Raw genomic sequence first — 24010 nt, forward strand, 5'->3', positions numbered from 1 at the left:
CTTGGTCATCGGGGTCTCCGTGTGGTTCGTGGTTGAAGCGTCGAAACCCCACCTCGATCATACACCTCGATGGCCACCTCGCCCTACACCGGAAGCGCCGATGAAATTACAACACGTCCTCGGACGCTACTTCCGGCCCGTCGAGTTAGCGGTCCAGATGATACAAGCGAGCAACAGTCCGGCAATAGCGGGAATGGTCACCGAAAACGACCGTTCCACAAAGATCGCAAGTCCGTCGCGAGAAATCAGAAGTGACCGTCGCAGATTGTTCTCTAGCACGGGCCCGAGGATGAGTCCAATGATGACAGGAGCTAGGGAAAACCCGCCGCGTCGCATCAGGTACCCGATAAGACGGAAGACGAGTATCACCCACATGTCGAAGACGCTGTGCTGCAGCGAATACGTCCCCTTGACCGATAGTAGCAGCACGCCCCGCAACAACCAGGTTTCACGCAATTTCAGCACAGCGCCAAAGACAGGAGCGAGTGTCAGGCCAAGCACCAGAAGCGCGACATTGTCGACGAGATAGGCGAGAAAGATGCCGCCTGCGATATCTGGATCATACCGGAAGAGCTCCGGTCCCGGAAAGATGCCCAAAAGGAAAAGCGCGCCGAGCAGTACGGCCGTGGATGCGTCATAGGGAATGCCAAGTGACAACGTCCGAATCAGCGCGCCACCTCATCAGCCATTGTTGGCTGCCTCGGTGGCTACGACGCCGCCCTCGGTGCAATTGCCGTATCACATTTCGGGCTTCGACAGACGTTTAGACACCGCGCAAGAGATGAAGCACCGACATCGTTCATGCCGCGAGGATAGAAGCCACGGCGCTGAGCCATGCGTCTGGAAACACCGGACCTAACGTAGTGCCCATTCTTGTTCGGGAATGGCGGAAGCGGTGTCCGTATAACCCTTGCTTTTTTAGGTTTCCGGGAGTACGCCGAGGTTCACATAAGGTCATGATTTAAAGTCAAATAAATTCATGCCAGTTTCGGGCTGTCCGTTGTCGTTCGCCGCAAACCGCGCTAAAGTGTGGGAACAAATGTGGGAACGAACCGATGCTGACAGCGCGCAAAGTCGATACCGCAAAGCCGGGAAAGCACGGCGATGGCCGGGGCCTCTTCCTTTTGGTCAAAGCCTCCGGCGCGCGGTCTTGGGTCTTGCGCTATCAGGTCCAAGGGAGGCGGCGCGATCTGGGTCTTGGCGCGTATCCCGATGTGAGCCTTGCGATGGCCCGAGACCGCGCGGCAGAGGCCCGCCGCCTGATTGCCGAAGGCGAAGACCCTATTGGAATGAAGCAGCGCGCCAATCCCAAGAACTTCAAAGACGCGGCGCTGGAGTTGATCGAAAGCAAGCGGCCCGGCTGGAAAAACGCCAAACATGCGGCGCAATGGACCGCCACGTTGGAGACTTACGTTTTCCCAAAGATTGGCCGCATGCAAGTCGCCAAGATTGAAACCCCCGATGTCATCAGCACTCTTACGCCGATCTGGACGGACAAGCCCGAAACGGCAAATCGGGTGCGCCAAAGGATCGAGGCCGTGATAGACTATGCCACGGCAATTGGCATCCGCAGCGGCGACAATCCCGCGCGCTGGCGTGGGCATCTGGACCACCTGCTGCCGAAGCCGAAAAAGGTCCGTGCCGTCAAACACCATGCCGCCCTGCCCCATGCAGAGGTTGCCGATTTCATGGCAGAACTTGACAAACGCGACGGCGTTTCGGCCCGTGCACTCCGCTTTGCGATCCTAACCGCCGCACGATCTGGCGAGGTGCGCGGCATGACTTGGGACGAGGTCGATTTGGCTGCGAGCGTCTGGATCGTCCCGGCAGAGCGCATGAAGGCTGGAAAAGAGCACAGGGTTCCCCTGAGCGAAGCCGCCGTTAGCACACTTGGCGACGCAGGCGACAAAGACGCACTGGTATTTGGCAGCGAGGCAAAACGCGGCAAACCAATTTCCGATATGAGCATGACGGCAGTTCTACGTCGCATGGGGCGGGATGGCATCACCGTCCACGGTTTTCGCTCGACCTTTCGCGATTGGGCAGGAGAAACCACCGGCTTTCCGCGCGAAGTGATCGAGGCCGCACTGGCGCACGGGATCAAAGACAAGGCCGAAGCGGCCTATGCGCGAACCGATCTGTTCGACAAACGCCGAAAGCTCATGGAAGCATGGGCATTGACGCTAACCAAGCAAAGACGGGATGGCAGAGTTGTCGCGTTCCCAAAATGACAAGCGTTCTATTGTGGAGCCTGCCAGCGCAGAAGTGTCTCGGCTTGGCTCAGCACCAAATTGATTGCAGCAGGGGCTAAATCAGGCGGATACCCATACTTTTTCAGAATCCGCCGGACAAGAATCCGTAGTTTTGCGCGAGCGCTTTCCTTACGTTGCCAATCGACAGTGACATTTTTCTGGAGCTGCTCGACCAACACATGGGCAATTTTTCGCAATTCCTCATTTCCGAGCATTTCCATCGCACTTTGGTTTTGTGCGAGCGCATCGTAAAAGGCCAACTCTTCTTCGCTTAAACCAAGATCATCGCCGCGTTCCGACGAAGCTTTCATGTCTCTCGCCATGTCAATTAGCTCTTGCAGCATTTCAAGGCTGGTAATGGCGTTGGCATGATACCGCGCGACAGCTGCCTGCAAACGCTCTGAGAATGCCTTGGCCTCGACGACATTGCGTTGTTGCCTCGCTTTGATTTCTCCTGACAAAAGCTTCCGCAGAGCCTCAAGTGCGAGGTTCTTCTGATCCATCGTCTGGATCTCAGCAAGAAACTCTTCCGAAAGCACAGAAATTTCGGGCGTCTTCAAGCCAGCCGCCGCCAAAACGTCGATGATCGTCGCATCTGCAATCGCCGCTGAAATCAGTTGCCCAACGGCGAACTCTTTCTCTCGTTTGCTCATACCCGACTTAGGAGAGGCCTTGGATGTGGCCGCTCGTACCGCTTGGAAAAAGCCAACTTCTTCCTTCACAGACTGAGCGTAGTCGCTCGCAGATGCCAAAGCGAAAGACTTAGAGAGGTTGGCAACCAGATCAGCAAAATAGTTCAACTCTGCCTTCTTGGCCTTGCCAACCGTTGCTGCATCCGCTCGCGCTTTTTGTTGGCTCAACGCCCATTCAGCAGCTCCAGCCAGAGCTTGAAGGCGTTGTTTCGGTTGCCCCGATATACCAGCGCTGTAGTCAAACCCGGAAAAGAAGTCCCGGCACCGCTCGACCAACTCCTGTAGAGTGGCGACCGCCTCCTCTTCGTCGATGCCAGTCTGTTCACGATCAGTCGCGGTATAGTTTTGCAGTGCTTTCTTTAGGTTTTGACCGATGCCGATATAATCAACCACCAATCCGCCCGGTTTGTCCTTGAAAACCCGGTTCACGCGCGCGATGGCTTGCATGAGGCCATGCCCGCGCATGGGCTTGTCAATGTACATCGTGTGCATACTCGGTGCATCAAAACCAGTGAGCCACATATCTCGCACAATGACCAACTTGAGGGGATCAGCAGGGTCACGCGCACGCTTGGCCAAGGCATCACGCCGCAACTTGCTACCAATGTGAGGTTGCCATTCCAGCGGATCTGATGCCGATCCGGTCATCACGATTTTGACTGCACCTTTCTTATCATCCTCGGAATGCCAATCGGGACGCAACGCGGTTATCCTCTGATAGAGGTCAACGCAGATTGCACGGCTCATGCAAACAATCATGCCCTTTCCGGCCATGGCTTCGAGACGATGTTCGAAATGCGAAACGATATCCTCAGCCACCTTTTCAAGCCTCGGGGGAGAACCGACTAACCGTTCAATACTTGCCCAACTCGATTTGGCTTTCTCCTTCTCCTCAAGCGTCTCGTCGTCGAAGAGCGCATCAATAGCAGCGTCGATCTCAGGCAGCTTTTCTTGCTCCAGCTCGACCCGTGCGAGACGACTTTCATAGTAAATGGGAACGGTGGCTTTATCCTCAACCGCGCGGCTGATGTCGTAAATGTCGACATATTCACCGAAAACCGCAGGAGTATTAACATCGGCTGCTTCTATTGGGGTGCCCGTGAAGCCAGCAAACGATGCATTGGGCAAGGCTTGCCGCAAATAATGGGCATATCCATAGCGACGTTCGCCGCTGGTTCGATCAAGCTTGGCGTCAAAGCCGTACTGACTGCGATGTGCTTCATCTGCAATTACGATGATGTTCCGCCGCTCTGAAAGTATCGGAAAGACCTCCTCCCCCTTCATCGGTGAGAACTTTTGCAGCGTCGAGAAGATCACTCCCCCGGCTTGACGATCCAACTTGTCGCGCAAATCCTCCCGATCAGCGATTTGCTCAGGGGTTTGACGGATCAGGTCCCGGCACAAGGAAAACGTGCCAAACAGTTGATCGTCCAAGTCGTTACGGTCAGTCACAACAAGGATAGTCGGATTTTGCAACTCTGGCGCGCGCACCATGAGACCCGCAAAAAATGCCATAAGGAAGCTCTTGCCAGATCCCTGTGTATGCCAGATCACGCCAACCTTGCGGTTACCCTCCGCGCTGACCGCTTCAACGGCGCTGGCCAGCGCTTTCCTTGCGCCGTGGAACTGGTGATACCCCGCGATGATCTTGAAGACGCCGTCGCCCTTGTCGCCAAATACGGTGAAGTCGCGCACCAACTGCACCAGACGCTCCGGCTGCATCATGCCGCGCAACAGCGTGTCCATCTCCTTCGGGCCTTCCGGCGTGAAATCATCCTGCGCGCCCGTCACGGTACGCCAAGGCATAAACCGGTCCTGTCCAGCGCTGAGCGAGCCAACACGCGCAAGCAGACCATCAGAGGTGATCAGCGCAGCATTCGTCCGAAAGAGCGAAGGTATTTGCGCCTTGTAGGTCTGTAGCTGGTTGAAGGCGTCCTCGATGGTCGCGTTCTCGTTCGCCGCATTCTTTAGCTCGATGACGACCAAGGGCAGACCATTTACAAAGGCCACCACATCCGGGCGGCGGTTGTGACCGCTTTCAACCACGGTGAACTGGTTTGTCACCATGAAATCGTTGTTATCTGGGTCGGCAAAGTCGATCAGTCGGACCTTGTCGCCTTTGATCGAGCCATCGGGGCGGCGGTATTCCACGTCGATCCCATCGACCAAAAGCCGGTGGATGCGGCGGTTTTCTTCTATGAGAGAGGGCGTTTCGGTGATCTGAATTTGCCGCAATGCGTTTTGCAAAGCCTCGTCGGGAATGCCGGGATTGAGCCGCTTTGCCGCCGCCTCCAGCAAGCCGTCCAGAACCACATCCCCGTTGGACACCCGCCGCTTCTCCGGCCCATCCGGCGCAATGAGGATCGGGTCCTCGTATCGCCAGCCGATCTCTTGCAGGATGCCAAGGGCGACTTGTTCGACGAGGTCTTCGGTAAAGCTCAAATCGACTTCTCCTCGGCACTGGCATACTTCTCCAGAAGCATTTCGATCAGCTCGTCAATCTTGCGATCTGGTTTTATATCGCCCGGTCCGCTTGCGAGTGCTTGGGCTACCGCGCGCTTCACGACAACGCGCTTGGATGGGAATCTGAACCAATCCAATGAAGACGCCTCTGAGACTTTATTGCTGATGTCTTGTGCCAGATCGTCAGCTTGCCCTACTTCCAACTCCAAGAAAGCGTTCAAGAGTGTGGAAACATCGTCTGTGATGTCGACTTGTGTTTTGGGCTTTATGGCCGCCGCGATTTTGCGATCATCCTGCTTCTTCTGTTCCTCGAAGACTTCGTCTTTTTCATCCGCCAATAATCGTTCAAGCCAATCATTGCAAAACTCAGACGCGCCACCGGGATCGGGAAAAAGGTTTCCGTTGTGAATGTTCATCTGGCGCAGTGCTTCGAGACACCCCTTTCTGTCAGTGATCGAATTGGGAATATGAAGTTTGAAAATGTAACGGGCAAGCAACTTGGCCCGCTTCCGGTCACTGACCGAAAAGATGACTTCGGGTTTACCTGAACCTTCAGCAGCCGTTTTATTGAGCGCCACATCTGCAGCCGCCAAAAATTTGTCCATGTGGTCATCGACCGAAGTCTCATCAACCGATCCCAAAAGCTCGGCGTCATCTAACCTGTTGACTATCAATGACACCAAGTTGTCCTGACCGTCCGGCGCAATAGTGAAGAGGCCCGACTGGTTCACCAATCGCGAATTTCGATGGTCCTCTGGCTCCAAGAAAATTTCGTCGATGAAATCTTCGCCCAAATCCTCTTCCAGCTTTGTCTTGTTCATGCAGAAGATCGCGCGTGACGGATTGTTTTCAGTCTCGCTTTGGTTCTCATACTTGGAAAAAGCAAAGAACAAAGCAACGAAAGGCGATCTTGTCCAGTCAAGCAGCGGTGTTTTCAATCCGTGGTGCTGCCCCACTGCCCAGACCTCCTCATCAGTTTGGAGCGGCCCAAGGTCATACCCGCGCCCACGCATCGACAATTTGAATTGACGGAGCAGCTTTGCGCGCTTGTCAGAGGGAATGTCCCCTCCATCAAACAATCGTCCAAGGGTCGAGGACAGCTGCCAGTCATGACCAGCATGACCCCGATAGACGAGATCGTACTTTGTCTTTTTGAAATCTGGTCCTTGCAGAATTTTTAGAAGCTCTTCCCAGCTTGCCACCTTGGCCGATGGAAGAAGTCCGTCTATGTCATCGTTGGGCAGCACGAACTCAGGATGTTTAGGCAACGCATCCAGATAGGCACGCTTGGCCTGACGCTGGCGCTTTTCTTCCGCCGTTTCTAACGACGACGCCCTGTCCGAGTGACTCATTGAGCAACTGCCTCCTCGTCTTTCAGGCGGATTTCGCCGGACATGAGTTTGGGCAGGAGGAGGTCGCGCATATCGGCGAGGGTTTGGTTTTCGGACAAGGAATGTACGATCTTGTCATGCATTGGTTGTGCAAAATCACCGAAAGCAATCACAAGTTTCGTTGGAGCTTTTGGTGCTTCATAATCTCGCATGAGCTTCCAGCTTGTTCTCGGCATCTTGGTGCCCGTTGAACTTTGGTTTGTATACGCTACGAATTCGTCGGTCGACATTAGCGTTGCAACAAAGGGGCGGAACTCTTTTTGTCGTCCATCTGCGACCACAATATCTGTTGAGCAAATACCATCACAAGGCGCTATGCCAACCTTGTGAAAGTATGGGCGAAGCTTGCCAAAGAGTATCTGCCCCTTCTCAAACCGAGCTTTGTTCGAGGTGACTTTTGCCGCTGTTTCCCATTGCCCCAGTGCAATAGAGCGGCGCGGCATATGCTCCAGACCAATATAGCTAGTGTCCTGCTGAACTTCGTCTGGCTTGACTGTGTTTGTAGCGGAAACCGCCCAATCGTCCAGCCGGCCCATCTCCCACCCCTCAGGCAGGCCGTCGTCGCCGAGTTTGGCGGGGAAGAGGGGGGCGAGGGTGGCGGCTTTTTCGGGGGGAAAGGCGTGGCCCATGATGGTGGCGGGGTCGGTAGCGCCTTCCATCTGGCGGCGGGTGGGGCCGAAATCGACGAACCAATCCCGAAACAACGCCCGCGCCATCTCTTCCAACGTCTCATTCATCCGCCGGTTCAGCTCGATTTTCATTGATATAGTAAGATATGCATCACCAATCGCACGCTGATGTTCTTTGTCTGGAATGGGAATGAAGAGCCGGTCAAAATCGCCCTTCTTAAAGTGCGGGATCATGGTGCCGACGTGCATGTTCAGGATATCGTTCTTCGCTCGACCTGACCTTAGAGCCGCGAAAAGGTATGCGGGGTAGACCATTTCTGGGTCTGGCCTCAGAGCGACCATGTCTTGAGCGATACAGAAGGGAACAGGATCGGGTGTCAGGCACACCTCTCCCGGCGAACCTTTGAGCACAAAAATCAAGTCTCCGGGCGCTGGATGCCCGCGAAACCAATCTCGATAAGTGTCGTTGTCGACATAACGCACTTTTTCGAACGTCGGGTAGAGGTTATCGCTCTTCACACAATTGGTGGCAATCAACGGAAACCCAATCTCGGCGGTCGGACACGTCCGCCCACGGTTATCGACGACGTGGGCCAACAATGATGACAGAGGGGCTTCAACCATTCGACTTCACTCCACCAATGATTTTGGCGATGGCAGCATCCAATTCTCGCGAATTGTCCATTTGCGCTGCAAGCTGTTTTGAAAGCGAAGCAAACTTCTCCTCGAACGGCACCCCGTCGCCCTCTTGTTCTGCAGTCCCAACGTACCGCCCCGGCGTCAGCACGTGGTCGAACTTGCGGATGGTCTCCAGCCCCTCAGATTTGCAGAACCCCGGTTCGTCGACGTAGGCCTGCCAGCCTTTGGCCTCCAGCGTCTCGGGCTTAGCGCGCCAGCGGCGGTAGGTGCCCGCAATCTTGTCGATGTCTTCGTCTGAGAACTCGCGCCGCACCCGGTCCACCATATGGCCATGGCCACGGGCGTCGATGAACAGCACCTCTCCGCGCCGGTCCCTGAACCCGTTGGCGGATTTATCCCGGCTCAAAATCCAAAGGCAGACGGGAATTTGCGTGGAATAGAAAAGCTGCCCCGGCAGGGCGACCATGCAATCGACGCGGTCTTCTTCGATCAGGCGCTTTCTGATCTCATCTTCGCCATTCATCTGCGAGGACATAGAGCCATTGGCCAGCACCACGCCCGCATGGCCGCGCGGGGCGAGGTGGTGGATGATGTGCTGTATCCACGCGAAGTTGGCGTTGCCCTTGGGCGGGATGCCGTATTGCCAGCGGTCATCCTCCAGAAGACGCTCGCCGCCCCAGTCCGAGATGTTGAACGGCGGGTTGGCGAGGATGTAGTCGGCCTTCAGCCCCGGATGCGCGTCCTTGTGAAAGCTGCCCGCGCTGTCCCATGCGATGTCGGCGTCGATGCCGTGGACGGCGAGGTTCATCTTGGCGAGCCGCCATGTGGTGTGGTTGATCTCTTGCCCATAGACCGAGAGATTCAGCGGGTTGCCGCCGTGGTCTTCGATGAACTTCTCGGATTGGATGAACATGCCGCCAGAGCCGCAGCAGGGGTCATAGACGCGCCCCTGATAGGGTTCGAGCATTTCAACAAGGGTGCGGACGACGGAACGGGGCGTGAAGAACTCGCCGCCACGTTTGCCTTCGGCGCTGGCAAACCCTGAGATGAAGTATTCATAGACACGGCCCAGCAGGTCGCGCGCGCGGTCGGCGCTGTCGTGCATCTTGATGTTCGAGAACAGGTCCACCAGCTCGCCCAGCATGGTTTTGTCGAGCGTCGGGCGGGCGTAGTTTTTGGGCAGAACGCCCTTGAGGGTCGCGTTCGCTGGCTCGTCCTCGATTGCCTCCATCGCGTCGTCGATGATCTTGCCGATATTCTCGGAGCGGGCGTTGTGCTGGATGTAGGACCAGCGGGCAGCTGCGGGCACCCAGAAGATGTTTTCGGCGAGGTATTCTTCGGGGTCTTCTGGATCGGCGAGGTCGTCCTCGACCAGTTCCTTGTGCTTGGCTTCAAAGGCTTCCGAGATGAATTTCAGAAAGATCAAGCCCAACGCCACATGCTTGTATTCTGAAGGCTCAAGGCCACCTCGCATTTTGTCGGCGGCTTTGAAGAGATCTGCGGCGAAATCGAGGTCCGCTTTGCGGGAGTCATTGACCATGTAATTGGAGCTTTCAGGAAACCATTGCCCGGTATTCCTAACAGAGCAAATCCGGACTTCACAATGGGCCAAGCTCCGTTTTGGTGGCATTGACCGAACGCAAACAACTTGAACGGGACGGCAACGGACGCCATATTTCGTTACAACAGTTGTTAGGGGTGCAAGATATGGCATCATTCAGCGGATTTGTGCGGAAGTGCCCATCAGCGCGCCTGAAGGCTTTCCTCGAAGCGCGCGGGGTCGAGGCCCCCGAAAATTTCGATTGGAACAGCAGCGGGCGCGGGACAGCTTTGGTGAGACAATCGAAGGGTTGCTCGCAGACCTGCCCGACACACAGCAGGATGCCATCAAGGCAGAGTTGGAGTTTCTGAGCACGCTTGCCAATCAGAATGGAATGGATGGTGCAGAGCAGGTCTGCGCAGGGCAAGGTATTGAGCTTGAGGGGCTGGAAGGCGTCGAAGATGTCCTTCTGATGTTGGCCACACATCACACGCGCATGATCGACCGGGTCCATGTTCAGGCGTCTTTCCTGCACAGGAATGGCGGCAAGCAATGGGCGCGGTTTCAGTTTCCCGATGATGGGGAGCCTTGGGCACTGGACAAGCAAAGTGCGCGCGACGGATTTTTGGCCGAGACGCTCGCGATTCTGAAATTGCCTGCGCATCGAAAAAGTGAAGCAGACTGGTTTCAATCAATCCGCTTTGACCCGGCAACGGACCGGGAAACCGAATTGACCCAAGCGACGATATACGTCGAAGACCGCGCCGAAAGTGAATTGGCTTTCAGTGACACCAGTCTTGAGCGGCAAACCGTGCAGAAGGTTCTTGAGGTCGGCATTGCCTGCGATCCGAGAGAGCGAATCGTGGAGATTTGCGCGAAAGGCGGAGCGAAGGTCCGCGACCAGTATTTGAAGTCTTTTTCGAAGCATTTCGCGCCCAATACCAAGCCCCCCGTAGAGGTCCCACGACGAGACGTGCGATTGGAAGCCTTGCGCCACAGCCCAGACCTCAAGACCTTACCGGCGGACGGGATTGCGCGGGTAGAGGTATCTTCGATGTCCTTCAGATCCTCGGACGGCGCGTTATTGATGGCCGAGAAACGCGGAGAGAACGAAACGCTTCACGCGTTTCTAGAGAGACGCTTCGGCAGTAGTTCCCCGTTACGGGCGAGCGGCTGGCAGATTGTGGCTGCGACCTTACGGATTTTCATGGCATCGAACGACGAAAAGCCGGGCCGGACTTTGACTGTGACGCTCCGAATGCCCAACTCGACCAGCGTGCCGAACAAGACCGGAACTCAGCGTCAATTCGTTTACGATCTCCTAGAACGGTGGGGGCTTCTTGCGCCACCACCAAGCAGGAATGACCTTCTAGAGTTGGTCGAGTGAACCCGATCTCCTTACTACGCGAGATCATCGCACAGGGCGGCCCTGTGACTTCGGATTTCTACGGCGACAATGCCAGTTTCGCCCTTCTTTCGCGTGTCGGGCTTTTACGCGAAGTTGGCGTCGTCTCGTCCGTTGTCTGTTGTGACTGCGATGCGCCTCACAGCGCGCAAGTTGTCTTCGCGCACGGCAAGCACGGTTATCTCTGTCCAGACCTTGGCTTTGTCGCGCTCGCTCACTCCTCAATCAAGGAGTTTGGCCCTGATATTTCGGCATTGATTGAGCGCTTGGCGGAGGTTTTTGAGGTTCGACAGCGCAAGTCATCAAGCATCTACGGCGAGACATGGCGTATTGGTGCGCTACGGTCCAACGTCGGATCTGTCATGCTGTATTTCCGCCCGAATTTGCAGAACGAGAATGATGCTCGCGAACTTCGAAGCGCCTTGGAACGCGAGGTCAGAGCTGACTGGAGGTTGGTTCTCACATCAGAAGGTAAACTGCCAATTGCTGGTCTGGTCGTTGCGCAGTTGGACGATATTGTCGAGATTGACGCAGAAACAGGAGACCTGCGGAGCATCGCAGACGCAGAAACACTGGCAGGCGTCCCGCGCAGGGTCACAGGAGGACGCCCAAGTGAACATGGGCATCTGCTCAAACCACTGATCGAAGACCGCATCAAAAACGGCAAAAGCACCACGGCAGTAGGTGCCGAAGCGCGAGCGGTTCGCGCTGCTTTCCAAGCCGCCTACCCCGACAAACCCATCCCGTCCGATCCAACAATCAAGAGATACGTCCGCGCGGCGCTTGGGGGTTCATAAAGGGTTCAAAACCTCCGCTCTGTTTTGAACTGCCCATCGTCCGCCACGGTTCCCATGCATCCCAACAAAGGAGAATGGGCCATGACGGACATCTACGAAATTTTGAGCCAAGCACAGCAAGTCCTTGCCGTTTCGCCAAACGAGGCGGCGCGACTGTGCAGCATCGGTCGCACGACGCTGTATGCCGCGCTGTCGTCGGGCGAGCTGAAGAGCATCAAGATCGGCACCCGCCGCCTGATCACGCTCGAAGCTTTGCGCGACTGGTTGAAACGCAACGAGACCACGAAGGCCGAGTGAGGGCACGCAATGCCAAAGAAAGCGCGCCTTTCCGGGATCAAGGCTTTCCGGACTTACACAATCAACGAGGCGGCGGAGGTATCCGGCGTCTCACCCCGCACGATCAGCAATTGGGTCAAAGGCGGCCTGTCTGTGTTGGACGACGAACGACCTGTGCTGATCCGGGGCGATGATCTCCGCGACTACATCAAGTCTCAGCGCTCGGAACGGTCGAGGAAAACCCGGCTCGACACCTTCTACTGCGTTCGATGCAAGGCACAGCGGGCAGCGGCAGCGGCTATGGCCGATTGCGATTTGAAGCACGGGCGGGCGAGGCTGACTGCACTTTGTGAGAGCTGCGGAACGGTTGTTTCAAAACCTGTAGCAGAGGCCAAAATCACAGAACTTGGCCGCACTCTAGACCTCAGAATTGAACGGCATGTTTAGACGTTAATATGGTGGACACACGCCCCCTTGTTTTTCCTGTTTTCAGCTCACCCCCCGGAACGGGAGGATTGCTCCGACTTTGGACCATGTCGCGACTGAGAGGTGCGGCCCGTTCAAGGACTTTTCGAATGGGCATCAGCCTTGCACCCCACCGCGAGAATTACGCTTCGAAAAACACAGTCATGACTCCGAACCAAAAGACCCCTGAGATCATTTCACCGCTACCGGCTGACAGGAGGCCATCACTATGAACAAGCGACCGAATGCCAAGAACGAACGCCTTAAGCGCCGCTTTCTGGAGTATCGCAAATACGCGCGCCAGTTATCCGAGAAAACTCTGGACCGGGAATTGGCCGCGCTCGAGCGTTTCGACGTTTGGAACGGGCGCAAGGATTTTGCGCGCTTTCATATCGAATGGGCCATGGGGTTTCGCGACCATCTTGAGCGCGCCAATACTGCCAACGGCACCCCTCTGGGCAAATCCTCGGCCCGCGCCATCATGGCGACATTGCGCGAGTTTACGCTTTGGCTGTCTCAACAAGACGGCTTTCGCAGTCGGATCAGGGCATCGGATGCGGATTATTTTAACCTGTCCCGCCGCGATGAAGCCGAAGCCCGAGCCTCGACGGCCCGCCCCGCGCCCGGCATCAAACAAGCGAAACGCGCCTTTAAGATGATGCCCGCCACCAACCCGCGCGAAATGCGGGACAAAGCACTGTTCGGGTTGCTTTGCCTGACCGGCATCCGCGTCGCCGCCTTGGTCAGCCTTCGCCTCAAGCATGTCGATCTGGAAGACAAATCCGTGACGCAGAACCCGCGCGAGGTGGCGACAAAATTCGGTAAGTCAATGACGACTTTCTTTGCAAAGGACTTTCCGGAGGCCAAACCCGCATTGCGCGCATGGATCACCTATCTGGAAGACGAGTTGCTTTTTGGCCCGGATGATCCGCTTTTCCCGGCGACGGCCTTGAAGGCCAGCGCGTCAACAGGTTTCCAAGCCGACGGTTTTGATCGCCGCCCATGGAAAAGCACCGAACCGGCGCGCAAGATCGTCAATGCGGCTTTCGTCGCTGCAAACCTGCCCGCCTTCGGCCCACATGCCTTCCGTCACATGTTGGCGCGCCACACGGCCAAGACCTGCAAGTCCGTTGCCGAACTTGTGGCGACGTCGCAAAACCTTGGTCACACCGACGTTCTGACCACTCTGCGCAGCTACGGCACCATCGACCGGGACAAAATGCGCGCGCTCATTACCGGGGAGTCGGACGGGGTTGTGTTGGAGGATTGAGGGGCGTGCATACACACGACAGATGTGGGAACAAGTGTGGGAACGGATCTCACCCCTTGCGAAATTATCCATTAAAATCATCGGCCTACTTAGGATTATTGGCGGAAGCGGTGGGATTCGAACCCACGGTACGGTTCCCCGCACGCTAGTTTTCAAGACTAGAGCCTTAAACCACTCGGCCACACTTCCTTGTTGCCAATCGTCCAAACTTCGGAGCCAGCAAATCAGATGCGGTTCAAATGCCAGCGTTCTCCCCTGACTACAATCCCAAATGTTTCGCTGAAACTTGCTCAACAGCACCAACTTCGCGGACATTCCCGGCTGCAGGTTCATCCGCGGCATCCTCCGTGTTCCGTCGGCGGGAAAGGCCCTGGAAATCTCAGCCGAACAGCAGCGGTTTCCAGCCTTCCTTATCATCACCGCTCTTCCAAAAGCCCAAGTTGATCGTTAACGTGCCGAGGAATATTGCAGAGGCGTGACGGCTCGAGCCTAGGTGCGCCGAGCAGGGGACGGGCAAGTTAGCAACGACCGAGAAACGGTCAAGTCGCCGAAACGTCGGCACGCAGGCAAAGGGGCATTGGTATGTGGGGCAATTGGAAGTGTACGAACGCAACGCCGAGAATTGGCGTATGCATCGCGGCTGTGCTGTTTATCGCGGCCTGCGATGAGAACGGAGACTTCACATTTCCGACTCTGGAAGAACCGATTGAATCGTCGCCAGCCGTCAGCGGCCAGACAACCGAATTGATCGAGCGCGATGTCGAAGCACCCGAGGTCTTTCAAGTGACAGAGCAGGGCCTATGGGACGGCCGCCCGTCCCTAGGTGGCGTTTGGGTGGCGTTTCCTGACGTAGCCGAGCCTGAACGGGTCATCATACGAAGCCAAGCCAACGGCCAGTTTGTTATCGGCGCGCTTTTCCGACGTGAACGCGAAAACCCCGGCCCGGCGTTGCAGGTATCGTCCGACGCTGCGGCGGCCTTGGGAATGCTGGCCGGTTCTCCGGCGACACTCAACGTCACCGCCCTGCGCCGGGAAGAGACTCCGGTGCCGGAGATTGCAGTGCCGTCGGCAGAATTCGAGATCCCCGACGAAATCAGCGAAACACCGCTCGAGCCGATCGCCGGTGCAGCTGCGGCGATTGAGGCCGCTGTGGCATCGGAAGCGGCCAGTGTGGAAAGCGTCGCCGAACCGCCCCCCGCCGCGCCGAACCCCGCTGCCACGACAACCTCACCTCTCGAACGCCCCTATATCCAGATTGGAATTTTCAGCGTGGAAGAAAACGCTAACAATTCCGCGGTCGCAATGCGGACAGCGGGACTACAGGCGAGTGTCGTGCGGCAAGAGAGCCAAGGCAGTACTTTTTGGCGGGTCATCGTGGGCCCGGCTCAAAGCTCGGCAGAGCGAGAACGCCTTTTGGCACAAGTGAAGGATCGCGGCTTTACCGACGCCTATTTTGTGCGAAACTGAGACGCCAGCTTTCACACCATACTATCTGGAGGTTTGACATGATCCGCATGTCCAGAACACTTTGGGCCTTGGCCATCGCCATCATGCCTGCGCTTGCGTCGGCCCAAGGGTTCGATACCCGTGCGACGGCTGCATGGGTCTATGATCAGTCGACGGAAACCGTTCTGCTAGCCAAGAATGCGGACCAACCGTTGCCGCCGGCATCCATGTCTAAGTTGATGACGCTGTATATGGCTTTCGAAGCTGTGGCCAACGGCACGCTTGAAATAGATCAGGAACTCCCGGTCTCACAGCATGCAATGGATTATGGCGGATCAAGCATGTTCCTGCGAGCAGGCGAACGTGTCCGCGTGGAGGATCTCTTACGGGGCGTGATTGTGCTATCCGGGAACGATGCCTCCGCTGTTCTTGCAGAAGCTTTGAGCGATGATGGAACCGAAGCGACCTTTGCCAGGCAAATGACGCAAAAGGCTCGATCGATGGGCATGAATAATTCGACGTTCTTGAATTCCAACGGCTGGCCCGCGGCAGGACATGAAATGTCGATGCATGATCTTGGTATCTTGGCAAACCGGATCATCCTCGACTTTCCGACATTCTACCCCCTCTTTGCCGAGACTGAGTTCCTTTTTGACAATCGCGTGCCATCCAATACTCAGAACCGAAATCCGATCTTGGGGCTGGGCATCGGCGCCGATGGGCTGAAGACAGGGCACACGCAAGAGGCTGGCTACGGCCTTGTCGGTAGCGCAAAGCAAGGGGATCGCCGGATCATCTTTGTCATCACTGGCCTCGATACCGCTCAGGCGCGCCGGGACGAAAGCGAACGTATCGTCAATTGGGCTTTTCGCCAGTTCGTTGAAGCCGAAGTGACCGCAGAGGGCACACAGGTTGCAGAAGCCGACGTCTGGATGGGGGAGTTACCATCGGTCGGTCTTAGAATGGCTCACGATATCAGCCTGCTACTCCCACTGGACGAAAGCGAATCCCTGAACGCTGAAGCGGTCTACAACAGTCCTGTCGAAGCACCCGTTGCGGAAGGCCAAGTTCTGGGGGAAGTGGTGATTACCCGAACGGGGCTGCCTGAGATCCGCGTGCCGCTGATCGCCATGACCGATATTGCGCCCGGCGGGTTCGGCATCCGCCTGCAAACTGCAGCCTCTGTCTTGATTTCACGTTTCGGCCCAGCCATCGGATTGGGAGACGTCGCTACAATCGACACAGTCCCGGACGGCGCATGAAAAACCGATCCGGACTGTTTGTCAGCTTCGAGGGGATCGATGGTTGTGGGAAGTCGACCCAATCAAAGGCTCTGCGCAACCATCTCGAAGGCGAAGGCCAAACCGTCGTGCTCACGCGTGAACCGGGCGGCAGCCCCGGAGCGGAGGAGATTCGGCAGCTCGTTCTAACCGGCGAGCCGGGTCGCTGGTCTGCCGAATCCGAATTGCTTCTGTTCAACGCGGCACGCCGGGACCATATCGAAAAGACCATTCGCCCTGCCTTACAAGCTGGCAAAACCGTCATAACGGATAGGTTCGCAGATAGTACGCGTGTGTACCAAGGTGCGACGCGCGGGGACCTTCGCGGTATGGTCGATCAGCTTCATGATTTGATGATCGGGATAGAGCCCGATGTGACGTTCTTAATCGATATGGATCCTTCGACAGCACTCGAGCGTGGGCTGGCGCGCCGCTCGGGAGAAGATCGCTACGAAGAGTTTGGCCTTGGCTTTCAGGAAACCCTTCGCCACGGTTTCCTCGCCTTGGCAAAACGGTTCTCAAATCGTTGCGTTGTCATAGATGGTAATCGTGATATAGGCGCGGTATCCGCTGAGATCTGTGCACATATGGCTGCCCGCGTCGGTTCTTTCGGCTGATCCATGGCCAAGTCAGAAGCCCCCCTCCCCGAACCTGACCGGATTCCAGGCGCACCGCACCCAAGGGAAAGCCTGCGATTGATCGGGCAAACTGCCGCGGAAGAGGAGTTTCTGACAGCATATAATTCTGGTCGGCTTCACTCTGGATGGCTTCTGACCGGCCCCCCCGGCGTCGGGAAGGCGACGCTGGCTTACCGAATTGCAGAGTTACTTCTTTCGGAGCAGGACGCCAACGGGCTATTTGGTGCCGCACCTCCGCCAGCCTCCCTGCAACTCGACCCGGACCACCCGGATGCCAGGCTCATTCGCGCTGACGCCCATCCCCGGTTGTTCGTCCTCCGACGGGGCCCAAATAGCACTGGATCAAATCTGGCGACCGTCATTTCCGTAGAGCAGACCCGAGACCTCAAGTCATTTCTTCACCTCTCCGCCGCGGACGGAGGCCGGCGGGTCGTGATTATCGACACCGTCGACGAGATGAACAGAAATGCCGCAAATGCGCTGCTGAAGGAACTCGAAGAACCGCCGGAACGTACGACACTACTTTTGCTTTCGCACCAGCCGTCGGGGCTCCTGCCAACAATCCGATCGCGATGTCGCACACTCCGGCTCGCTCCCCTGCCTCCGGCAAATCTTGCAATGGCACTCGAGGACCTAGGCTATCATACGGATACGCCGGACGCGCTCGCTGTGATTTCTGGTGGCTCCGTTGGTGGTGCGATCAGGATGTTACAATCGGATGGGCTGTCTCTGTATAACAGCTTGGTACAACTGCTGTCCGGGCTGCCACGGATGGATCGGCCGTCAGCAATCAAGTTGTCGGAGGCTTGTGCCGGACGAGGTTCCGAAAACCGCTTCGAGCTAACTCTCAATCTGATTGAACTTCTCTTGTCCCGCGCCGCTAGATCCGGTCTGACCGGCGAGCCAAGTTCTCAGGGCGCCCCAGGAGAAGCCCGGCTGCTTGCCAGCATGGCACCGCATGATCATGCGGCGCGTGCTTGGGCCAACCTACAGCAAACACTCAGCGCCCGGGCACGCCACGGCAAGGCCGTCAACCTTGACCCTGCCGCACTGATCCTTGATATGCTTTTCAGGATTGAAGCCACCGCAGCATCCTTCGTTTCAAACTAAAAGGCCATTCATGCCCGCCTCAGGAGCTCTCGTCGACAGCCACTGCCATCTCGACTTCCCGGATTTCGAGGGGGAACGGACCGCGCTGGTCGCTCGTGCTGTCGAGGCAGGCGTCGAGCGAATGGTCACGATCTGTACAAAGCTGAAGAACGCTCCGAATGTTCGGGCGATTGCAGAGGCCCACAGCGAGGTCTTTTGGGCCGCGGGGACGCACCCAATGAGCGCGGCTGACGAACCTCTGGCGACCGTCGACGAGCTGGTCACCCTCAGCCAACATCCGAAAATGGTTGGCATCGGGGAAACCGGACTCGATTACCACTACACAGGCGAGAGCGCGGATATCCAGAAGAAGTCCCTCCGGATACACATCGAGGCCGCTCGTGAAACCGGGTTGCCGCTGATCATCCACGCGCGCGCCGCTGACACCGACATTGCAGAAATTCTGACAGAGGGTATCTCGCAAGGGCAGTTCGATTGCGTGATGCACTGCTTTTCCTCCTCCGCAGAACTGGCACGGGCGGCGCTAGATTTGGGTTTTTACCTTTCGATGTCCGGGATCGCGGCATTTCCCCGGTCAACCGAGCTGCGGGATATCTTTGCCTCCGCTCCACTGGATCGCATCCTTGTTGAGACGGATAGCCCATATCTTGCCCCCCCACCCTTTCGGGGAAAGCGCAACGAACCGGCCTACACGGCCCATACCGCAGCTGTCGGCGCAAAGCTGTTTGACATGAGCGAAGAGGCATTCGCTGCCCAAACGACTGCCAATTTCGACCGGCTCTTCGCCAAAGCGGCCAAGTGGCACGAATGACAGACTCCCTGACATTCACAATTCTCGGCTGCGGCTCATCGGGCGGCGTGCCAAGGCTTAGCGACAACGGTGGCGAATGGGGCGCTTGTGATCCGACCAACCCAAAGAACGTGAGACGGCGCTGCTCGCTGCTCGTCAGCCGCAACAGCACAGAGGGCCAGACCCGTGTCCTGATCGATACTTCGCCAGATCTGCGAAACCAGCTCCTCGATGCGAATGTCGGGCGCCTAGATGCCGTCGCCTACACGCATGCACATGCCGATCATGTCCATGGATTGGATGATCTGCGCATGATCGTATTCAATATGCGGGCGCGTTTGCCGGTTTGGGCAGACGGTGAAACCGCCGATGCTTTGTTGGCAAGATTTGGATATGCCTTCGTCCAGCCTGCTGGGTCCGCATATCCGCCAATCCTTGATCTGAATACAATCCAAGGCGACCTGCATGTCGATGGCCCCGGAGGGCGGATCACATTGACACCATTCGAGGTGACACATGGTTCGATCGATGCCTTGGGATTCAGAGTTGGTGGTTTGGCCTATGTCCCCGACGTCTCCGATATTCCACATGACTCCTGGTCTTATTTGGAAAACCTGGATTATCTGATTTTGGACGCCCTCCGACGGACGCCACATCCCACTCACGCGCATCTGGATCAGGCACTGGAATGGATCGAACGTGCAAAGCCGCAACACGCCATTCTGACGAATATGCACATCGATCTCGACTATGCGGAAGTGGCAGCCGAAACACCTGACAACATCAACCCGGCATACGACGGAATGACGATAACGCTTCCAGTCCAGACTGAAAGCTGAACAAGTGATTTCCTAGCTGGCGGCTTTGCCGAGCCGCGCATGAGCAAAGGTCAATACGTGAGCGCGCTTACATCCGTCATCCTGCCGGTCTTCATCGTCTTGGCCTTTGGCTATGTCAGCACTTGGCGGGGCTACTTCACCGACACCGGAATCGATGCCTTGATGAAGTTCACGCAAGGTTTCGCAATACCTTGTCTGCTTTTTCAGGCTATTGCCAGCTTGGACCTCGGCCAGAATTTCGAGCTCCCCCTTCTGCTATCCTTTTATCTTGGGGCCTTAGCCGGATTTGGCATTGGCACTTTCGGAGCCCGATTGCTATTCGGTCGCAGTTGGGAAGACTCCGTTGCAATTGGCTTTGTGGGTCTTTTTTCGAACTCATTGCTGCTCGGGCTACCAATCACAGAACGTGCATACGGCGGCGACGCGCTGTCCGCCAACTTTGCCATTATCGCGATGCATGCACCGTTTTGTTACGCGGTCGGCATTACAACCATGGAAGCTGTCAAAGCGAGAGGAGAGAGCCTCGTAAAATTGCCCGCGAAAGTTCTCAGAGCGATGTTTCGAAACGCTCTGATCGTCGGCATTTCGCTCGGGTTCATTTTCAACATCACCGGTTTACCGCTGCCCGAGGTTCTGAGCGACGCCCTTGGGCTGATCGTCCGCGCGGCCCTCCCGGTGGCGCTCTTCGGGCTTGGCGGCGTCCTCTACCGCTACCGGCCAGAGGGGGACATGAGAGCAATTCTGTTTATCGTCAGCATCTCCCTCATCTTGCACCCTGTGGTCACTTTCGGGCTTGGGCACTGGAACGATCTAAGCGATCAAGCCCTAAGATCGGCTGTGATTACTGCGGCAATGGCTCCGGGCGTGAATGCATACCTATTTGCCAATATGTATGGCAATGCTCGAAGAGTCGCCGCTTCGGCCGTCCTGATTGGGACAGGACTATCAATTTTCACGACCGCTTTATGGATCAATATCCTGCCCTAGCAGCGGATTGCGGAATGGCGCGGCTTTTCCCAAGAAACAATCTCACCAACTTATGGTGTGCTTTGCCCTTACACGGCAATCGATTCTAGAGGACGCACCATTAGCCTTCTTGAATAACGAAAGCAGTGCCAATCAGCTCGGGCTAAGACCGCGCAGCCTTTCGGACCGGCGTCTCAAGATCTCCAAGGTCGCGAGCAACAGGACCGAGATCGAGATCAGGACAGTGGCGGCAGCCAGGATCGTCGGGCTGATCTGTTCACGTAGGCCAGTGAACATTTGCCAAGGAAGCGTCTTTTGTCCGGCAGAGCCGACGAACAACACCACGACGACTTCATCGAACGACGTGATGAAGGCAAACAAGGCTCCGGAGATCACCCCCGGCAGAATCAATGGCATCTGAACGCGAAAGAACGTCGTTACGGGGCCGGCCCCCATGTTGGCGGCGGCGCGGGTCAGTGATCGATCAAATCCTACCAAGGTTGCAGTGACGGTGATGATCACAAAAGGAATGCCAAGCGCCGCATGGGCCAAGACCACGCCCCAATACGTGCCCTGCATCCCAATACGCGAGTAGAAGAAGTACATCCCTGCTGCCGAAATGATCAACGGAACGATCATTGGGGAAATCAACACCGCCATGATTGCCCTACGAAACGGCACATGGCTTTGGCTCAAGCCAATCGCGGCAAGTGTCCCCAGACACACTGAGATCAACGTCGCCACGGGCGCGATCTTCAAGGAGTTTCGCAAAGGCTGCTGCCAAGCCTCGTTCGTGAAGAAATCCACGTAATGTTTGGTGCTATACCCCTCGGGGTCTAGGCGAAGCATTTCTGGCGTGAAAGTGAAGAAATCCTCGGCGTTGAAGGACAGCGGTATGATGACCAAAATCGGCGCGATCAGGAAAAAGAAGATGAACCCGCAGATAACTCGGAAGGAATAATACCAGATCCGTTGACCCATCGTTGCGTAAATCGGCGGACCGCTCATCTGATGTCTCCGGCATTGTGAGGCAAGCTCAAGCCGGCAAATGTCGGCTCAAGTTCAAATTGGACAAGATAGGGCTGGCTACTTCCGCCCAACGTCGGGACTGCCGCGACAAACATTCTCAGCCTCCCAGCTTCACGTTGTCGATCCCGACCAAGCGATCGTAAACCCAGTAAAGTGCGAGGACCAAGGTCAGCAATATCGCACCAAGCGCGGCGGCCAAGCCCCAGTTCAACGAGCTTGAGATATGGAACGCGATCCGATTCGAGATGAACACCCCCTTGGTTCCACCAACGATCTCAGGCGTGATGTAGTAGCCGATGGCCGTAATGAATACGAGGATGGACCCGGCACCGATACCCGGAACGCTCTGAGGGAAATAGACGCGCCAGAACGCTGTCCAATCCGTCGCCCCAAGCGACTTTGCGGCCCGCAGGTACGACGGCGGTATCGTCTTCAAGACGGAATACAGCGGCAGGACCATAAACGGTAAGAGGATATGAGTCATCGCGATGATCGTGCCGGTGGCGTTGTTGATCATCACGAGCCGATTTGCGTCGTCCAGCAAACCTATGCCGACGAGCAAATCATTGATGACGCCCTGCTGCTGCAAGAGCACTTTCCAGGCACTTGTACGGACAAGGAGCGATGTCCAGAACGGCAATAGCACAAGGATCATCAAGAGGTTCGCAGAGCGCGCAGGCAGGTTGGCCATGAGCCAGGCGATCGGATAGCCAAGCAAGATGCAGGAAAACGTAATCGCAAGGCTCATCAACATCGTTCGCAGGAACAACGTCAGGTAAAGCTGCTCGTTCTCAGGACGCCACTCAGCACCATCAGCACCATTGCGCATATCAATGGCGTTCAGGAAATAACCGTCGGTGTAACGTGGACTGTAGGTCTTGATGACCTCCCAATTCGATAGGTCGGCCCAGCCGTCATCGATTTCGATCATGGCCTCGCGGTAATTGATCACCGGAAGCTCTGCCTCAAGGGCAGCATTCAATTGCGCCGCTCCGGGCCCATCATAAGCCAGGATCCCTTCGCGCAGGGCCGGGTCCTGAAGGTCGAGGCCAATCGCGGCGTAGACGCCTTCCCACGGTTCCTCCTCAGAAACCACGTCCTCATCGGCTATTGCCGTGAATATGGCAAAATCAGAATAAGCGGCGGCAGTTCGCGGCAGCACGACCGAAATGTCGCTGCCTGGCAAGAAACCAATGTCGCCGCTCATATCCTCGGTGGTCAACGCGGCAAGACGATCCCGGCGCGACTTGAGCAGCCCATTGGCAGGATCGCCGGTTCCCTGCATAATGCCATACCAGAAGGAGGCTTCCTCCCAAGCGGGATCGAGATCTTCGAGGACATCTTGTGTCAACTCACCGACATCGTCGAGGCTGCGACCCGAGGAGCGAAAGACCGACGAAATGCCGGATTGCTCATAGTTCAATCTGGACCCAAGACGTGTGTGCTGCTTGGCTTCGGCAGCTAGAAAAAGATCGGCATACAGTGCCTCGAATGCGCGTTCACTCGGCAACTCGCCAGTCTCTGGATCCCATTCCGCAAGAACCTCAACGGTGTCGGGCAACGTGTTGCCTACGATCTCATTCTCGACTGAGCGAAACAGCATATCCACGATGGGAGCGACGAACGTCAGAATGATGAACAGCAGGAGAGGCGCGATCAGGAGCAGCGCTCTAATTTTTTCGCGGCGCAATGCCCGGTTCAGGCTGGACTTGAGGCTCCGGCCGTCGGAAGTCAGCATTACTTCGTTTTCAGGGGCGCTTGCATCTGTCATTACACGCCCTCAACCAATACAAAAGAGCTGTCAGCGTTCGCTCGGCGGATGTCGGCAACTTTTTGATATTCGGGGTCATTATAAGCCGCTCGCGCCGCTTCGTAACTGTCAAACTCAATAACGATATGACGCTCCTGCAACTGGCCTTCGACCAGTTCGGACTGCCCACCTCGGACGATAAATCGGCCACCTAGCCGGTCGAAAATGGGCGTATCGAGACGCACATACTCCTTGTAAGGCTCGGGGTCGGTCACCGTTACATGAGCGATGATATAGCCTTTGGGCATGACGGCAGTCCTTGCAAAGTTGGTCCGGGGCGAAC

The 24010-nt window shown here is 56.5% G+C and carries 21 protein-coding genes and 1 tRNA gene; 13 read left to right on the top strand and 9 right to left on the bottom strand.

Annotated features, from left to right (window positions below; all coding sequences use genetic code 11):
* Window positions 1-126: 126 nt before the first annotated feature.
* Complete coding sequence (locus LOM8899_RS20485; RefSeq protein ID WP_093994120.1) at window positions 127-669, bottom strand: tripartite tricarboxylate transporter permease; 543 nt, start codon at window positions 667-669, stop codon at window positions 127-129.
* Between the two features lie 386 nt (window positions 670-1055).
* Here LOM8899_RS20485 and LOM8899_RS20490 point away from each other — a divergent pair, with 386 nt between their 5' ends.
* Window positions 1056-2231 (top strand): tyrosine-type recombinase/integrase, encoded by a 1176-nt coding sequence (locus tag LOM8899_RS20490; RefSeq protein ID WP_093994121.1) that lies wholly within the window; start codon window positions 1056-1058, stop codon window positions 2229-2231.
* A gap of 8 nt (window positions 2232-2239) precedes the next feature.
* Here the strand turns inward: LOM8899_RS20490 and LOM8899_RS20495 are convergent, their stop codons facing one another.
* From LOM8899_RS20495 to LOM8899_RS20510, 4 genes are read right to left on the bottom strand one after another with little or no spacing between them, the layout of a single operon-like run.
* Window positions 2240-5386: a type I restriction endonuclease subunit R gene (locus LOM8899_RS20495; RefSeq protein ID WP_093994122.1), complete on the bottom strand. Its 3147-nt coding sequence runs from the start codon at window positions 5384-5386 to the stop codon at window positions 2240-2242.
* Window positions 5383-6759: an FRG domain-containing protein gene (locus LOM8899_RS20500; protein ID WP_093994123.1), complete on the bottom strand. Its 1377-nt coding sequence runs from the start codon at window positions 6757-6759 to the stop codon at window positions 5383-5385. Before LOM8899_RS20500 ends, LOM8899_RS20495 begins: the two co-directional genes overlap by 4 nt.
* Window positions 6756-8051: a restriction endonuclease subunit S gene (locus LOM8899_RS20505; protein WP_093994124.1), complete on the bottom strand. Its 1296-nt coding sequence runs from the start codon at window positions 8049-8051 to the stop codon at window positions 6756-6758. Before LOM8899_RS20505 ends, LOM8899_RS20500 begins: the two co-directional genes overlap by 4 nt.
* Window positions 8044-9606: a class I SAM-dependent DNA methyltransferase gene (locus LOM8899_RS20510; protein WP_093994125.1), complete on the bottom strand. Its 1563-nt coding sequence runs from the start codon at window positions 9604-9606 to the stop codon at window positions 8044-8046. The genes LOM8899_RS20505 and LOM8899_RS20510 overlap by 8 nt, the downstream gene beginning before the upstream one ends.
* A gap of 262 nt (window positions 9607-9868) precedes the next feature.
* Between LOM8899_RS20510 and LOM8899_RS20515 the strand changes: the two genes are divergently transcribed.
* From LOM8899_RS20515 to LOM8899_RS20535, 5 genes are all read left to right on the top strand, one after another.
* Entirely contained in the window at window positions 9869-10993 is a 1125-nt protein-coding gene (locus LOM8899_RS20515) for a hypothetical protein (protein WP_093994126.1), read from the top strand.
* On the top strand, window positions 10990-11808 hold the full coding sequence (locus LOM8899_RS23270; RefSeq protein WP_133065082.1) for a hypothetical protein: 819 nt from the start codon (window positions 10990-10992) through the stop codon (window positions 11806-11808). Before LOM8899_RS20515 ends, LOM8899_RS23270 begins: the two co-directional genes overlap by 4 nt.
* A gap of 81 nt (window positions 11809-11889) precedes the next feature.
* Complete coding sequence (locus LOM8899_RS20525; RefSeq protein ID WP_093994166.1) at window positions 11890-12105, top strand: helix-turn-helix domain-containing protein; 216 nt, start codon at window positions 11890-11892, stop codon at window positions 12103-12105.
* Between the two features lie 9 nt (window positions 12106-12114).
* Window positions 12115-12531: a helix-turn-helix domain-containing protein gene (locus LOM8899_RS20530; RefSeq protein WP_093994128.1), complete on the top strand. Its 417-nt coding sequence runs from the start codon at window positions 12115-12117 to the stop codon at window positions 12529-12531.
* Window positions 12532-12778: 247 nt separating this feature from the next.
* The gene (locus LOM8899_RS20535; RefSeq protein WP_093994129.1) at window positions 12779-13819 is read left to right on the top strand and encodes a tyrosine-type recombinase/integrase; all 1041 of its coding nucleotides are present in this window, start codon (window positions 12779-12781) and stop codon (window positions 13817-13819) included.
* A 99-nt stretch (window positions 13820-13918) separates the two neighbouring features.
* On the opposite strand, the gene LOM8899_RS20540 is transcribed toward LOM8899_RS20535, so the two are convergent.
* Window positions 13919-14008, bottom strand: a tRNA-Ser gene (locus LOM8899_RS20540).
* A gap of 453 nt (window positions 14009-14461) precedes the next feature.
* Here LOM8899_RS20540 and LOM8899_RS20545 point away from each other — a divergent pair.
* From LOM8899_RS20545 to LOM8899_RS20575, 7 genes are read left to right on the top strand one after another with little or no spacing between them, the layout of a single operon-like run.
* Complete coding sequence (locus LOM8899_RS20545) at window positions 14462-15286, top strand: SPOR domain-containing protein (protein WP_370739397.1); 825 nt, start codon at window positions 14462-14464, stop codon at window positions 15284-15286.
* Window positions 15287-15324: 38 nt separating this feature from the next.
* On the top strand, window positions 15325-16527 hold the full coding sequence (locus tag LOM8899_RS20550) for a D-alanyl-D-alanine carboxypeptidase family protein (protein ID WP_093994131.1): 1203 nt from the start codon (window positions 15325-15327) through the stop codon (window positions 16525-16527).
* Window positions 16524-17162, top strand: coding sequence for a dTMP kinase (gene tmk / locus LOM8899_RS20555; RefSeq protein ID WP_093994132.1), 639 nt, complete (start codon window positions 16524-16526; stop codon window positions 17160-17162). Before LOM8899_RS20550 ends, tmk begins: the two co-directional genes overlap by 4 nt.
* 3 nt (window positions 17163-17165) lie before the next feature.
* A complete protein-coding gene (locus LOM8899_RS20560; protein ID WP_093994133.1) occupies window positions 17166-18293 on the top strand; it encodes a DNA polymerase III subunit delta' in 1128 nt (375 codons plus the stop codon).
* 10 nt (window positions 18294-18303) lie between these two features.
* Window positions 18304-19104 carry a TatD family hydrolase gene (locus LOM8899_RS20565; RefSeq protein ID WP_093994134.1) on the top strand — a complete coding sequence of 267 codons (801 nt, stop codon included), beginning with the start codon at window positions 18304-18306 and terminating at the stop codon, window positions 19102-19104.
* The gene (locus LOM8899_RS20570) at window positions 19101-19922 is read left to right on the top strand and encodes an MBL fold metallo-hydrolase (protein ID WP_093994135.1); all 822 of its coding nucleotides are present in this window, start codon (window positions 19101-19103) and stop codon (window positions 19920-19922) included. The genes LOM8899_RS20565 and LOM8899_RS20570 overlap by 4 nt, the downstream gene beginning before the upstream one ends.
* A gap of 57 nt (window positions 19923-19979) precedes the next feature.
* A complete protein-coding gene (locus LOM8899_RS20575; protein ID WP_093994167.1) occupies window positions 19980-20909 on the top strand; it encodes an AEC family transporter in 930 nt (309 codons plus the stop codon).
* Between the two features lie 132 nt (window positions 20910-21041).
* Here LOM8899_RS20575 and LOM8899_RS20580 read toward each other — a convergent pair whose 3' ends face one another.
* The 3 genes from LOM8899_RS20580 to LOM8899_RS20590 form a co-directional block, all read right to left on the bottom strand.
* Window positions 21042-21896 (bottom strand): ABC transporter permease, encoded by an 855-nt coding sequence (locus LOM8899_RS20580; protein WP_093994136.1) that lies wholly within the window; start codon window positions 21894-21896, stop codon window positions 21042-21044.
* A gap of 118 nt (window positions 21897-22014) precedes the next feature.
* A complete protein-coding gene (locus LOM8899_RS20585; RefSeq protein ID WP_093994137.1) occupies window positions 22015-23688 on the bottom strand; it encodes an ABC transporter permease in 1674 nt (557 codons plus the stop codon).
* On the bottom strand, window positions 23688-23975 hold the full coding sequence (locus tag LOM8899_RS20590) for a DUF1330 domain-containing protein (protein ID WP_093994138.1): 288 nt from the start codon (window positions 23973-23975) through the stop codon (window positions 23688-23690). The genes LOM8899_RS20585 and LOM8899_RS20590 overlap by 1 nt, the downstream gene beginning before the upstream one ends.
* Window positions 23976-24010 lie beyond the last annotated feature (35 nt).

It is taken from the genome of Flavimaricola marinus, from assembly GCF_900184895.1.
Lineage (GTDB): Bacteria > Pseudomonadota > Alphaproteobacteria > Rhodobacterales > Rhodobacteraceae > Flavimaricola > Flavimaricola marinus.

Coding starts and splice junctions, on each gene's coding strand:
- LOM8899_RS20500 (WP_093994123.1), bottom strand. CDS start 6,759: ATGAGTCACTCGGACAGGGCGTCGTCGTTAGAAACGGCGGAAGAAAAG.
- LOM8899_RS20585 (WP_093994137.1), bottom strand. CDS start 23,688: ATGACAGATGCAAGCGCCCCTGAAAACGAAGTAATGCTGACTTCCGAC.
- LOM8899_RS20505 (WP_093994124.1), bottom strand. CDS start 8,051: ATGGTTGAAGCCCCTCTGTCATCATTGTTGGCCCACGTCGTCGATAAC.
- LOM8899_RS20525 (WP_093994166.1), top strand. CDS start 11,890: ATGACGGACATCTACGAAATTTTGAGCCAAGCACAGCAAGTCCTTGCC.
- LOM8899_RS20570 (WP_093994135.1), top strand. CDS start 19,101: ATGACAGACTCCCTGACATTCACAATTCTCGGCTGCGGCTCATCGGGC.
- LOM8899_RS20560 (WP_093994133.1), top strand. CDS start 17,166: ATGGCCAAGTCAGAAGCCCCCCTCCCCGAACCTGACCGGATTCCAGGC.
- LOM8899_RS20510 (WP_093994125.1), bottom strand. CDS start 9,606: ATGGTCAATGACTCCCGCAAAGCGGACCTCGATTTCGCCGCAGATCTC.
- LOM8899_RS20590 (WP_093994138.1), bottom strand. CDS start 23,975: ATGCCCAAAGGCTATATCATCGCTCATGTAACGGTGACCGACCCCGAG.
- LOM8899_RS20580 (WP_093994136.1), bottom strand. CDS start 21,896: ATGAGCGGTCCGCCGATTTACGCAACGATGGGTCAACGGATCTGGTAT.
- LOM8899_RS20535 (WP_093994129.1), top strand. CDS start 12,779: ATGAACAAGCGACCGAATGCCAAGAACGAACGCCTTAAGCGCCGCTTT.
- tmk (WP_093994132.1), top strand. CDS start 16,524: ATGAAAAACCGATCCGGACTGTTTGTCAGCTTCGAGGGGATCGATGGT.
- LOM8899_RS20530 (WP_093994128.1), top strand. CDS start 12,115: ATGCCAAAGAAAGCGCGCCTTTCCGGGATCAAGGCTTTCCGGACTTAC.
- LOM8899_RS20565 (WP_093994134.1), top strand. CDS start 18,304: ATGCCCGCCTCAGGAGCTCTCGTCGACAGCCACTGCCATCTCGACTTC.
- LOM8899_RS20550 (WP_093994131.1), top strand. CDS start 15,325: ATGATCCGCATGTCCAGAACACTTTGGGCCTTGGCCATCGCCATCATG.
- LOM8899_RS20490 (WP_093994121.1), top strand. CDS start 1,056: ATGCTGACAGCGCGCAAAGTCGATACCGCAAAGCCGGGAAAGCACGGC.